Origin of the sequence: Mesorhizobium sophorae (assembly GCF_002270415.1) — a bacterium.
Lineage (GTDB): Bacteria > Pseudomonadota > Alphaproteobacteria > Rhizobiales > Rhizobiaceae > Mesorhizobium > Mesorhizobium sophorae.
In genome coordinates this window covers 1-13,350 of the sequence record NZ_NNRI01000010.1, presented here as the reverse complement: position 1 = coordinate 13,350, position 13,350 = coordinate 1, and the positions used below count along the sequence as shown (strand labels likewise).

Genomic DNA, 13,350 nt, shown 5'->3' with positions numbered 1-13,350 from the left:
GTCCCGCGACTGATCAATTCGGGTGGTCGCGTCCGGTCCTGCTGGATTCGCAGCGGGACAAAATTTCCTGAGTGTGCTCGCCGAGCTTTGGCGCGGGAAGCCGAATTCCGGTTTTGTAGCAGTCGAATTGTAGCGGTTGGTTCAGGTGCCATTCGTCGCCGTCCTCCGAGCTAAGCCGGACAAATAGGTCTCGTGTGCACAATTGCGGATCTCTCGCGACTTCATTCAGGTGAAGCACATCCCCCCAAGGAATCTCGATCGTATTAAAAATATCTGCCCACGCCTTTCGCGTTTCCTTGGCGATCGCGGTAGCAAGTTGAGCGCGATAGTCAGAAGCGTATTGTAGGCGGTCCTGACGGCTTGCCGAGGCCAGTTGCGCCAGACCAGTCGCCCGGCACAAAGCCTGCCAGTAGTGATCTTCATGCACGATGCTGAGCGTAATGAGCTTGTTATCTGCGCAAGCGAACGTCCCATTGGCGGGTTCGTCCGTGTACACCTCTGCCATTGGTCTTCCGTTTAGGCTCGCGTAGAGATACGGCGTCATCCATGACACCAGACTATCGGTCATAGCCAGATCGATGTAGCAGCCGAGTCCGGTTCGCTCCCGCGCCAGTAGAGCCGAAACCACACCCAGTGCTGCCAGGGTGCCCGAGGCGAGATCGGCAAGGGGCAATTGAAACTGTGCTTGCGGGTGACCGGTTCGACCCTGCTGAATTAGAACCCCGGCCAACCCTTGGCAGGTGAGGTCGTGGGCTGGGCGCCTGCGGTAAGGGCCATTCTGACCGAAGCCAGTCAATGAGAGATATATCAAACGGCGATTTACAGAACTGAGTTCCTCGTAACTCAATCCGAGTTTTTTCATTACGTCCGGCCTATAGCCTTCGATAATAACGTCTGCAGTTTTACTCAACTCGAGTAAGGATTCCTGACCGGCTGCTGACTTAAGATCAAGGACGACACTTCGCTTGTTGCGGCTCAACGAGGAAAAAAGGCTTTTGTGCTTTCGGGCCGGATCACCTCCGTCGGGCCTTTCGATCAGAATGACATCTGCGCCTAGATCTGCAAGCAGCAAGGTAGCATACGGACCAGGATACTGTTCCGCCAGGCTGAGTATTTTCACTCCTTCGAGTGGTGATTCGGTCACGAGAACCTCCACACAATCTTTTCCAAGTGTTGAGCGCGGCGCTTGTGGCGCCCCGTAAATTATGATGAGGGGAGCTTACCCAATTCAATGTTGCAACAGTGATAAGAGTTCGCGAAACATCGTAACTCACGGCCATTCCCGTATCGACGGTTGATGGGGCTTAATCGACCGCGGCCGCCGCGTTGGACGAAAAGCCGGCCGCTTCTTGCTCTTGGGATCGGCATGGATCGATCTCCTGAAGCAGTCGGGCGAAAGCCTCGCCGGCCGCATCGCCTATCTCGAGATGCGCCCGATCGACGGTCTGGAAGTCGGCGCCGCCGCTCTTGGGCCGCTATGGGTGCGCGGCGGCTTTCCAGACAGCTTTCTGGCCACTAACGACCGCACCAGTCAACGATGGCGGCAGGATTTCCTCCGCACCTATCTGGAGCGCGACATCCCCCTCCTCGGTCCGCGCATTCCGGCCGAGACGCTGCGCGGCTTCTGGACAATGCTGGCCACCACCAGGCCGGCCTACTCTACGCAGCCGAGTTCGCCCGCGCGCTCGGCGTCGACGGTAAGACCGTCGCGTCCTATCTTGATCTGCTCGTCGATCTCCTGCTGGTGCGCCGGTTGGAGCCGTGGCACGCCAATGTCGGCAAGCGTCTGGTCAAATCCCCCCGCGTTTATGTCCGCGACAGCGGCATCACCCATACGCTGCTCGGTCTCGCAACTCAGGAAGACGTGCGCGGACATCCAGTGGCCGGCGCCTCCTGGGAAGAGTTTGTAATCGAAGGCCTCACTGCCGCCGGCACCCTAAGCAACTTCTACCGAACAGTTGCGGGTGCGGAGATTGACTTGCTACTAACGCCGCCGGGCCAGCGCCTCTGGGGCATCGAAATCAAGGCGCAGCCTGACGCCAAGGGTGGAAAAAGGGCCTGCGAGGACCTTATTCCGGAGTAGCGCTTCGTTGTCTTTCCGGGATCGGAGCATTTTCCGCTCCAGCATGGCGTCGAAGCAGTGCCCTTGCAGGATCTGGGCCGGGCCGTACTTGACTAAGCATGATGCAGAAAAGTTCTGGCATTTCGGTCAGGGCGAAGCTCAAGCTCCCTCCACCCCACGATTGCGGCGGCTAGCCTTATTTGTGATCGGCCTCATCGGCCTTACGTTCGGCTTCACCAGCCTAATGGGGGATCCTCGCCTCAAGGCGGTCCATCGATGACACGAAAGAGAGGTGGATCGCACTTAATAACGTTTGAGGAGAGTGATTTCCAAAGCACGGTCCCAGGCCTTCGGGAATAATCAAACTTTTTTGTGGGGACGGGCGTATGCTTTCGATCGGTATAATATTTCTTTGGGCAGTTTTGAGTGTCTGTCACTTAGTGATTTACATTATTTCGGAATTAGGTAGCAAGTGCCACCAACCATCACCTCAACATTACTGGGTTCGTCTTCCAATCCGTGATGCTCAGGACGGGATCAACATGGCTTACAAGCCGCGTTGATGAATGCATGAGGCTGCGTCAGAATCTTTTCACATTCGTGGAGGTAGGTAGCCAACCCTTGAATTCGGCTTTGAAAAGAACATATATGTTCTTATACGACGGAGTATGAGGAACCTTACGTTTATGTCAAAGAGCTCCACATCGCTTGAAATCCTCACCGATGCAACGGTGGTTGCGCTGGAAACACTTGGCTCTCATCTGCGCATCGCCCGCGAGCGTAGAGGAGACAGCCTGAAGACCATGGCCGCGAGGATGGGGACTTCGATCCCTACGCTGCGCAGGATGGAGGCGGGCGATGCAAAGGTGTCGATAGGTGTTTATGCCGCGGCGCTTTGGATTTTTGGGAAGTCCGAAAAGCTTGCTGAGGTTCTCAAGCCCAGCGAGGACGAGTACGCTACGATGCTCGATGTGAACCGGGCGAGCCGAAAGAGAGTATAGTATGAACGACTTCCGGGAAAACTTTCTTGCGGTCTGGTATCTCGAAAATCCGATCGGGCCGCGCCTCGTCGGCCGGGTGAAGCTCGAGGCGGGCAATCGGAGATGCCTTCTTGAACTGGATGAGGAGTGGAGGCGTTCGGGATTCCCTCTCTCTCCGGATCTCACCCATGACAAGAAGGTGCATGCTCCCTTGAGGGACATGGTGACTCCTGGCGCAATCGAAGACGCTATGCCGGATCGCTGGGGGGAGCGTATGATCAGGGTCGTCTCTCGCCCCTCGCGCATGAGCCCACTCGACAAGCTCTGGTATGCGGGCGACCACCGTTTCGGTGCGCTTGGGATGTCTTCCAGCTTCGATGAATATCGTCCCGTCGACGAACAGCCGCTCATGAGTGTGGATTCCCTTCAGGAAGCGGAGGCGCTGATTGCACGCGTCCTCGAGCGTGAACCTCTCAGCGAGCGAGAAAGACAGCTCATCGCCAGCGCCGGCAGCATGGGCGGCGCCCACCCCAAGATGCTGATCGAAGCTGATGGAGAAGAGTGGATCGCCAAGTTTCCTCGCGGCAGCAACGTGGATCAACTCCTTGTCGAGCATGCCTGCATGGAACTGGCGCGCAGAGCCGGATTACACGTCGCATCGTCACAGGTCATCCCCGGCGGTATCGATCATATTCTGACGGTCCGTCGTTTTGACCGTGTTGGAGGTCTGCGCGTCCACGCTGTTTCAGCACGCACGATGCTGGCCTCGGAGGCCGACGACAGCTATGCCACCATCGCGGCGATCATCCGGCGCCATGGAGTCGCCCACTGCATCCAATCGATGCAACGAGAACTATTCCGCAGAATGGCGTTCAACATCATGATAGACAACACTGACGATCACACGAAGAACCACGCCTTTCTCCATACCGAGGACGGATGGCTGCTGTCGCCGGCTTTCGACATTCCGACGCAAATGAACGGTCTCGGACAACAGGCGATCCAGATCTCTCCGAACCCCAGGTTTCTGAACAACTTCAGTATCACACACGCCATGGCGGCGGCGCCTCACTTCGGCATGTCAAAAGAGGATGCTCAGCACGAATGGAACCAAGTGGCCGGATGGATCGGAAGATGGCAGGACATTTTTTCAGAATTCGGCGTCGCCGGGGTCGACATCGACTACCTTGGAGACATCTTGGATTCGCCAGCGATGCTCGAGCATCGTCGAGAGGCCATAGAACCGTCTAATATCGGTTCACCTGATACGCCGAACGACAGATGTCGCCCCTAGACTGGCACGTTTCGCGGGGGCTGAACTTGGTGGCAGTTGCTACCTAATTCTGCATTATTTCGTAATAATTTCTGGTATTATCCAGATTGTGTTTCTGACCAGATCACGTTTTTCATCAAAACCAGAAGAGTAGGCGCTCCCAAAATGGCGGCGTGACCCTCGCCTGGGTCTCTTCTTGATAAGGAATGAGCCGCTGATAGGCGCGCAAGGCCTTGCTCTTCCACTCCGCCGTCTTGTCCTCGCCGGCATCGAGGTCACCCGCGGGACGTGATCTCGGTGGTGCGTGGTCTCCTTTCCGGCGCTCTAACGCCGGATGATCCAGGTTTGACATCCCCGGAGACTACGCCGACTCCCAATTCCAACCACTTCCCAGACAGCACCATCGGATGCCCGGCAGGAGACTGAGCTCACTGCCGGGCCGGGTACGCCTTGGGAGGTGGCGTAAGTCAGCGGTTTTCGTGGCCGTGGGACGACTTCCTCAGCCCGAACGCGGTTTGCCTGTAGCCTTGCATGTACTGTGCCAAAGCAAAAAGGCGTTCAAATACATCCGATAGATCAGAGTCTGCTGCGTTGCGTATCCGACATTGTCAGGTATCGGACGACACTGAACGGGTCTGAACGTTTGAATGGCGGATGAACCAGCTTCTCCGGGGAAATCTGTGTCCATAATTCCGGAGACGGCGCTGAGCAAGCGGTACCTGCTGCAGGCCCGGCACGCCATTATCGATCGATTGCGACGGCTCTCTCCTGCCCATTGACCCACAGGAAGGCGGCCATCCGCCGCGATCGCGGCCACGACCACCGATGGCTTCCTGCCTGCCGGCGGTGTTGAGGCGATGATTGCGACCGCAGAGCTCCTAGAGCACGTCCTGTTTAATCTTGGTCATATCCGGCGGCCTGGAAGTAGTTGGCGTGAACTGATCAAGGAGCGAGCCGACCGCGTCCCACAGAGCCGTGATGGTTCTCTCGGCCTTGGCGCGCAGGAGTGCCTTGAGTTTTGAGAAGGCGTCCTCGATCGTGTTGTCATGATGACTCTCCAGTCCGGATTCCTGTTGAGGCGTGAGACAGGCTGGCGAGCCAGATACGTTGTGTCCCCACTTTGGCGATACGCCCCTTGAGCTTTCCGCGCCGGAGCCAGCCGTAGGCGGTCTGGCGATGGACGCCGAGCTGTTCGGAGAGTTCCTGCAGTGGTCACCTCGTCGGCATTGCGACGGGGAACATTGCCGGACCAGATGGGTCGCTTCTTTCCAAGTCCCTTTCGTACCAGAAGCTTCTGGACGATCAACGCGTCGAACGTTGGCTTCTTCGCAGGCGTCCAGCCTTTCGCATTGAGATCGTCGGCGATCTGTCGAGCGGTCGCCCCCTCGGCACGCAACGCCGCGATCCGATCCAGTATTTCGTCGTGATGCTCCAGTTGTTCAAAGCGTCTTACGGTTCGGACAATCGGATGCGTCGTCACGATCTCTCCGGCCCAGTGGCATTTTACCTCGGCACGCTCGGTTTCTCCAAACACCCGGATGACGACGCGATCGAGCATCATACGGGCGATGGTTTGCCGGTCGCGTGATGTAGTGGACTGCGCCCTCCACAGGGCAGGCACATCTTCTGCCAGCCGGCGGACCGTGTCCTTTTCCTCCGCCGTTAGCCGCTCAGGTTGGCGCGCAAGGGCCCGCTGGTGATCATCCGCGAGCGCCTGTTTCGTCGCCATTGCTGCTTCCCAATCCCGTTCAAGCGTCCGCGCGACCAGACGGTTGTCAGGATCGACAGCTTCGTAGCGCCGACGTGCGAGTGATGTTTCATAATCTGCGCGTTCCAGTCGCTGCTTCCAGCCGTCATGGAGCTGCTGTCGTTCGAGTTCGATATCCTCGGCAACTTGAAGGCTGACGTCGATTGCTGCCGGCGAAAGGGCTTCAAGAATCAACGCGGCCAGACATGTGTCCACCGGACGGGCGCTGATCGACTGGCACCGTGGACCGCCATAGGTGGTGGCCTCATAGCTGCAGCTATAGCGCGCTTCCCGTCCGTCATCATTGTAGCCGGTCACCATTTTGCGGCCACACACGCCGCAGATCATCAAGCCGCCAAGCAGTGCTGCGCCACCACGCGGGACGCCGGTATATCGAGAACGGTTTGCCGCCATCAGTTCCTGATTCCGCTCATAGGATTGCCAGTCAATGTACGCTGGATGTGCGTTTTGGTGCAGCACCATCCATTTTTGTGGATCGCGAACGAAGCGTCGGCCGCTATGCGGCTTTCCGGGAAGCCGGAGGCGTCCGTCATGGTGACGGCGCCCGAAGACATAGGCACCGGCATAACCAGGATGACGAAGCATGTCGCTGAGAGTGGCCGTATTAGGTCGGTTCCAGCACACGTCGCCCTTTTCAGGGCCGCTCCGTATACGATCGGGAAGTGCGATGTCATGGTCCACGAGGTATCGCAGGACGCCACTGATCGAGCGACACCTTTCAAACAAAGCGAAGACCAGGCGTATGACCCTTTGAACCTCCTCGTCCGGGTCCAGTGCCACTTCGCCTGAGGGCTTCAGCACATAACCGCGCGGCAGACCAAGGATGAGTTCGCCACGACACGCCTTGGCCTTGCGCCCTTCGTACATCCGAGCTTTCAGAATATGGAGCTCAGCTTCACTCATCGTGCCCTTCAGGCCGAGCAACAGCCGGTCATTGTAGGTGCTCGGATCGTAGATGCCGTCGGCATCGCCAATCAGCGTATCAAACAACGCGCACATTTCCAGAAGTTGATGCCAGTCACGGCATGATCGTGCGAGGCGGGAGACTTCGATGCCAATGACCATTCCGACATGACCGAGCCCAACCTCCGCGACGAGACGCTGGAAGCCGGGCCGATCAAGCGCCGACGCGCCCGAGCGGCCCAGATCGTCATCGATCACCGTTATCTGGTCACGACGCCACCCCAGCCGGAATGCCCGGTCCGCCAAGGCGTATTGAAGCCGCGTTGACTCGCGGTTGTGTTCGACCTGTCGAACCGTCGACTGCCGAACGTACACGATGGCCTGGCGATCATTGTGACGGCTGTGGATCTTTTCCGGCAACGTGAAGGTGAGCAGGCTCGGTTCTGCATTCATGACCGATCTCCCGATCCGTCGACACATTCCGTTGTATCAGGCTGCTGATCAGCGCTACGAGGCGACGACGGCGATCTGCCGGCAAATCCGTCCAGCGGATGTATATTCGCTTCTGGCTCATCACGATTCGCCATCCATTGGGTCAACAGAATCAGCGCTTTGTGGCCAATGCGTGGTATCAGCGGAACCTCACCTCCAGAGGTTTCCTTACTATGCGCTTTCGACGGGATTGAAGTCGGGGCTGTAGGGCGGCAGGAACATGAGCCTTGCGCCGGCGGTCTCGATCGCGTCCCGACCGCCGGCCGCCTTGAGGGCCGGCAGGTTGTCCATCACGACGATGTCGCCCTCCGACAGGTCGGGACCAGCACCTGCTCGATATAGGCCAGGAATACGTTGCCGTTCATGGCGACGTCATAGACGAACGGGGCAGTCATGCCCGTCAGCCGCAGCGCTCCGGTGAAGGTCGTGGTCTTCCAGTGGCCAGCCCCAGCCGCGTCCAAGGGTTCTGTAAACAGGGCCGGATCAATCGCCTTATCTGGTCCGGAAGCGACACTCATCGCCAAAGGGCGGTACCATCCTTTGATGTCCGACCCAGCTTGGCCGCCAACGCCACTGTGATCTTTCGAGTGTGGAGCGATGCGACAGAATTCCGCTTCGGCAAGGAGCCTACCGCATTGGCGGCGTAAATCGCGACGAATAACGAAGGAGCAAGAAACCAAGCTTTCGTCCGAAAGGACGTGATCCGGATCGTTCCCGTGGGGACGACGGGCAAGGCGATCTCGTTAGCAGGCACGATCCTGGGCGAACTCTCCCAAGGTCGTTCAACAGATTGAGACGCCTCGCTCTACTGACCCCATCATGCGGCGGCCTTACGTCGACCGCGAAGAGAAGCGAGTGACCCGCGGGGCGACACGATCAAAAAAAGACGCAGGAGCAACTTGACCTCAACGACCCCAATCAGAGAAGCCTGCTAGTCCTGTTTGCTCGTCGTGTATCTGACACGAAAGACTCAAATTCAACGGCCCAGCTCCGACCCCAATGCAAGAGAGCTCCACTTGCCTTGCTCCTACAGGTGTTTCCCGGCCAGGCGGCATGTTCGCGGCAAATATCGGCTTGCGCCCCTCGCGGGCGTTATCGAGCTCCGGTCCTGACCGGATTTGCGACAATTGTCCTGCGCGTTCGGGCTATCGAACATAGACGCCGAGCATTCCAACCGGTGGCAATCGACGGGTCATGGTGGCGACATGGGTTGGGGGGCTCAACGCATGTCCTTTCCGCCGGCCTCCACGACCACGTCGCCATCACTCGACACGGTTGCCAGGCCCATCACGTATTTGAAGCCGGCGCATGATGCGCCGGCCTTTCGGCGGCTTGGTGGCAGGCAAGGGCGCGGTTTTCACCGCGGCGTCGGGCATTTTCGGTGCGCATGAAATCATGGACGACGTTTCTCGCTGATACGTTCGCAGAATCCCGTGCATAGGCCGTGCCAAAGAAGGAAATCAGATCAAAGCAATTGGTTGGCGGATTTTCAAACCTGTCGGAAATCCGACATTGAGGGGTGCGCCTCACGGCGGCGCCCGATTCGCACGTCGATGTCGCCCTTTTTCGAAGAGCCAATCCGTCACCTTTTGAACCAGAAGATTCGGAACAAGGACGGTGTCTTTATCATCGGACGGTGCAGGCCCTTGTATCTCCAGCTGGACAGACCGCGACATGCCTTGTCATCAAAGTCGGCAGTCGCAAGAGCAGCCAGATTCTTCACCAATCATGCCGTTGCACTGGGTCGATCACGACATCCTCGAAGGCAGCGATGATGGCGGGTGACGCCATCTCATTCCCGCCGCGAGGCCTCTCTCATGGGAAAGCAATTCGCTCGGACGATGCTCTTGATCAGATGGTTGCGGATGGGCGCATGCCCAGACCTAAGCGCATCAACTATCGCACTAGCTGGGAACCTCACCAACTGCATTGTCGACCGTATAGAGATAGCCGGAAGAGCTTTGCGCTATAATCACATTGCCAACCACGCATCCAAGAGAACAAGCGCCATTTGGTCCCTGCGACCCAATCTAGGCGCGGAGGGATGAGGCCGCCAAGCAACCTTTTGCGCGCCCACAGGTAGGCCAGGATCACGGGCGCCGCGATGCGCTCGGCATTATCGAAGTGAATTGCGTTCTCCGTCGCCGCGAAATGAGAAAATTGCAGCAATGCCCTTGATGTCGCCGCGAACGATCCGGTGCCCTCAAATCCGACAACGCTGCTCGCCAAGAGCTCCATGTTGCCACGGTCGGCGCCATCAATGCGAAAACACCCCTGAAAAAGCTCGACCTACGGTTTGGCGATCTGCCTCAGAAGCAACCGATTGCCCCGTGGCCGAAGTCGATCCGAAGCTCGGTCAGTTCGCGTAGAGCTTCACTGCTCGAGTTTTCCGCGGTGCCCACGGAACCCGCACAGGAGACCGATCATGCGTCTACGGCTGCACGCGTTGTCGGGTCTTCGACAAAGTCGGACATGAGACACAGCGCCATCAGAGCCATCTCATTGTTGTGAAACGATTTTCTCATTTGGCACGACACGTGCTGCACTATCCACATACGCACTTCGGCGCGGATAGAGGAGAAATCATTCCATGATCACGCTGGCCGAACATGTGGTCGCCCCCGCGAAAGCCGAGCTTTCCCGAGCCGACGGAGAATCTTGCGCTTGTTTTCCAGTCCACATCATTCTTCAGGTTATCCGGACATGACGGCATTCGATTTGCGCCCAACGCTGAATGCTCCCGACGATGATCCCTATCTTTGGCTTGAAGATGTAGAAGGCGAACGGGCACTTGACTGGGCGGCCAGCCAGTCGGCCAGGACCTTGGAGCACTTCGATGGAACACAGTTCGAGCGCGATCACGATGCCCTGACAGCGATTTTCGACCGTCTCGACAACATTCCCCTTATCACTCGCCGCGGACAGCACCTCTACAATCTCTGGCGAGATGCCCGAAACCCGCGCGGACTGTGGCGGCGAACCACCCTTGCCGCCTATATGACGGCCGATCCCCAGTGGGAGCCCCTGCTCGATCTCGACGCGCTCGCCGCCCGCGACAGCGAGGACTGGATCTGGGGCGGCGCGTCGGTCGAGCCTGACAAACGGGAACGAGCCGTTCTGCGCCTGTCGCGTGGCGGCAGCGCCGCGGTCGCGCATCGCGAATTCGATCTGGGCACTCTGAGCTTAGTCGCCGACGGTTTCAATCTCCCGGAGGCGAAGGGCGGCATCAATTGGCTCGACCCCGACACGCTTCTGCTGTCCAGTGCCTTTGGTGATGGCATGGCCACCCGCTGCGGCTACGCGCGCACCGTGCGGCTGTGGAAGCGTGGCGCGGATCCGCTCACCGCGCCGGTAATCTTCGAAACCGGTTCCGAATCCCTCGGCGTGTCTGGCCATCTGGATCGCACCGCCGAGAGCGAGCGCCTTTGGTTCATCGAGAGGCCGGCCTTCTTCGAGAAGATAATCCGAATCGGCGACAGAAGCGGGCCGAAGATGCAGATCGACCTTCCTCGGGACGCCTGGTGGAATGGCTTCGGCGACTGGCTGGCGGTAAAGCCGCGCAAGCCCTGGACCGTGGGAGGGACGACCCATGCCGCCGACACGCTGATAGGCATCTCGCTCTCTTCCTTCATCGCCGGAAAGCGTGATTTTAGCACCCTCTTTGAACCAGGCGACAGGCGCTCCCTGCAGTCCTTCTTCTGGAATGACTGCAAGCTCATCATCTCCTATCTCGTCAATCTCGTTCCGCGTTTCGAGATGTTCACCCCCGGCCGTCAGGAATGGACACGCCTAGCGCTGGAGACAGTACCTACCGAAGGAACTGTTTCTCTCTGGCCGCTCGATGCGGAACGGCACGTTTCCAATGGAGAGGTCCTCGTTTCGGCTCAGGACCCGATCACGCCGCCGCAGCTTTTCCTCTTCGACCTCAATGCCAGGCCTCTCGGCGCTCCAGTGATCCTGAAGCGCCACCCGGAGAATTTCGACGCATCCGGTCTAGCGGTCACGCGACACGAGGCAGTCGCGACCGATGGTGAAATGATCCCCTATACGCAGGTCGGCCCGGCGAATAGCGACGGGGATGCTCCGCTTCACCTCACCGCCTATGGCGGGTTCGGCATATCGTGCCTGCCCTCCTACAACTCCCCGCTCGGCAAGCTATGGCTCGAACGCGGCGGCACTTGTGTGGTGGCGAATATCCGAGGGGGCGGCGAGTTCGGCACCCGTTGGCACGAGGCGGGTCGTAGGGAGGGCAAGCGTCTTGCGCATGACGATTTCGCCGCCGTTGCCACCGATCTCGTGCGAAGGGGCATCACGCGGTCGAGGCGGATTGCCGCCGAGGGCTGCTCAAATGGCGGTCTGCTGATTGCCAATATGCTGACCCGCTATCCCGAGCTTTTCGGTGCGCTGTTCTGCGCAGTTCCGCTTATCGACATGCGCCGCTACACCAAGCTTTTTGGCGCAGGCGGGATTGGCGAATATGGCGATCCCGACAAGCCGGAGGATTGGACTTTCCTCCGGGAAATCTCCGCCTATCACGCCGCAACGCCGGGACAGCCCTATCCGCCGATCCTGCTTGCCACCACGAAGCGGGACGACCGCGTCCACCCGGGCCACGCGCGCAAGACGGCCGCAAAGTTGCAGGCTCTTGGCTATCCGGCTTACTTCTACGAGGCCAGCGCGGGCGGGCACGGCTACGGCAAGAACAATCGGGAGCGGGCCGCATTCGTCGCCCTGGGCCACAATTTCCTTCGCAGTGCGATCGGCTGGCGCGCCGATAGCGGTCGATAGGTGGCCGGGATCAACAAGAGCAACATTTCAACAAGTAGCACAGGTCGATTTTTGTGAGCACACGCAGAACGGGTGCTCGGTCTCACCAACATGAGCAGGAGGCTCATCCGGTCTCAGCAAGTTCGAGCAGGATCTTTCATAGTGCAGTGCGTCATCTCTGAAGAGCAAGGAAAGAACATCATGGCGAAAAAGCGAATGGGCGTGGCGCGGGAGGTAGCAGCGGCCCTCGTCCTCATTGTGGTGGGACAGCAGGCCGTCGCGGCGGACCTGGTGCAAGCCGCGAGCGTCCCGCAGGCAGGAGCCTCGGTCACGGAATGGCCAAGCCCTTGGCAGGTCCGCCTGCGCGCGTTGGGGGTCATCACTGAGGATTCAGGCCACGTCAACGCGGTGCCCGGCTCCGGTCTTTCCTATTCGGACTCCCTGACACCGGAACTCGATATCTCCTATTTCTTCACCGACAACATCGCCGCCGAACTCATACTCGGCACGACCTACGCCAACATCGACGGCCAAGGAACGATCGGTGGGCTGGGCAAGGTCGGCAAGGTTTGGCTGCTGCCGCCAACGCTCACACTGCAGTACCATTTTACCGATTTCGGCGCCTTCAAGCCCTATGTCGGTGCCGGCGTGAACTACACGATCTTCTATAACCAGGATGCCGGCAGCGCCGATGCTCTCAAGGTTAAGAACACGTTCGGCACCGCGCTACAGGTCGGATTCGACTACATGGTGGATCAGCACTGGGGTGTCAACTTCGACGTGAAGAAGCTTTTCCTGAAGCCAGACTTCGACGTCACGGTAGGCGGCGCGAAGCTGACAGGCAAGGCCGCGCTCGATCCCTGGTTGATAGGCGCAGGTGTCACCTACCGTTTCTGATACCCGCAGCGAAGGTCGGTTGCGACAGCCGATCTGAAAGGAGGGGCGCCTCGTGCGCCCTTTTGCCGTCCGCCCTGCATCTCGACGGGCAGCAGCCAATTGCGAGACTACACTTGAAGAAGCCGTTGTCGAAAGGGGGCCTCCCCGCTCCCACAGAACAAAGAAGGGTACGCTTGGTCAACGCGACCTGGACTAACGCCTGAAATGG

The 13,350-nt window shown here is 58.8% G+C and carries 6 protein-coding genes and 3 pseudogenes; 5 read left to right on the top strand and 4 right to left on the bottom strand.

The annotated features are described in order from the left end of the window. Positions 1-13: 13 nt before the first annotated feature. Positions 14-1,144, bottom strand: a complete 1,131-nt coding sequence (locus tag CGZ66_RS16230) for a CaiB/BaiF CoA transferase family protein (protein WP_167392130.1) — start codon at positions 1,142-1,144, stop codon at positions 14-16. 393 nt (positions 1,145-1,537) lie between these two features. Here CGZ66_RS16230 and CGZ66_RS40365 point away from each other — a divergent pair, with 393 nt between their 5' ends. The 3 genes from CGZ66_RS40365 (at position 1,538) to CGZ66_RS16215 (ending at position 4,336) form a co-directional block, all read left to right on the top strand. Then, a complete protein-coding gene (locus CGZ66_RS40365; protein WP_245331115.1) occupies positions 1,538-2,083 on the top strand; it encodes a DUF4143 domain-containing protein in 546 nt (181 codons plus the stop codon). A gap of 665 nt (positions 2,084-2,748) precedes the next feature. After that, entirely contained in the window at positions 2,749-3,063 is a 315-nt protein-coding gene (locus tag CGZ66_RS16220; protein WP_095085309.1) for a helix-turn-helix domain-containing protein, read from the top strand. Position 3,064: 1 nt separating this feature from the next. Further along, positions 3,065-4,336 (top strand): type II toxin-antitoxin system HipA family toxin, encoded by a 1,272-nt coding sequence (locus CGZ66_RS16215; protein ID WP_095085162.1) that lies wholly within the window; start codon positions 3,065-3,067, stop codon positions 4,334-4,336. 873 nt (positions 4,337-5,209) lie between these two features. Here CGZ66_RS16215 and CGZ66_RS16205 read toward each other — a convergent pair. The 3 pseudogenes from CGZ66_RS16205 to CGZ66_RS16195 form a co-directional block, all read right to left on the bottom strand. Further along, positions 5,210-5,358, bottom strand: a pseudogene (locus CGZ66_RS16205) (IS630 family transposase); the annotation flags it as partial. 980 nt (positions 5,359-6,338) lie between these two features. Further along, positions 6,339-7,439, bottom strand: a pseudogene (locus tag CGZ66_RS40745) (recombinase family protein); the annotation flags it as partial. Positions 7,440-7,652: 213 nt separating this feature from the next. After that, positions 7,653-7,921, bottom strand: a pseudogene (locus CGZ66_RS16195) (transposase); the annotation flags it as partial. Between the two features lie 2,260 nt (positions 7,922-10,181). On the opposite strand from CGZ66_RS16195, the gene CGZ66_RS16180 reads away from it, so the two are divergent. Beyond that, positions 10,182-12,266 (top strand): prolyl oligopeptidase family serine peptidase, encoded by a 2,085-nt coding sequence (locus CGZ66_RS16180; protein WP_095085158.1) that lies wholly within the window; start codon positions 10,182-10,184, stop codon positions 12,264-12,266. A gap of 180 nt (positions 12,267-12,446) precedes the next feature. Beyond that, on the top strand, positions 12,447-13,142 hold the full coding sequence (locus CGZ66_RS16175; RefSeq protein ID WP_095085157.1) for an OmpW/AlkL family protein: 696 nt from the start codon (positions 12,447-12,449) through the stop codon (positions 13,140-13,142). The last annotated feature ends 208 nt before the right edge of the window (positions 13,143-13,350 follow it).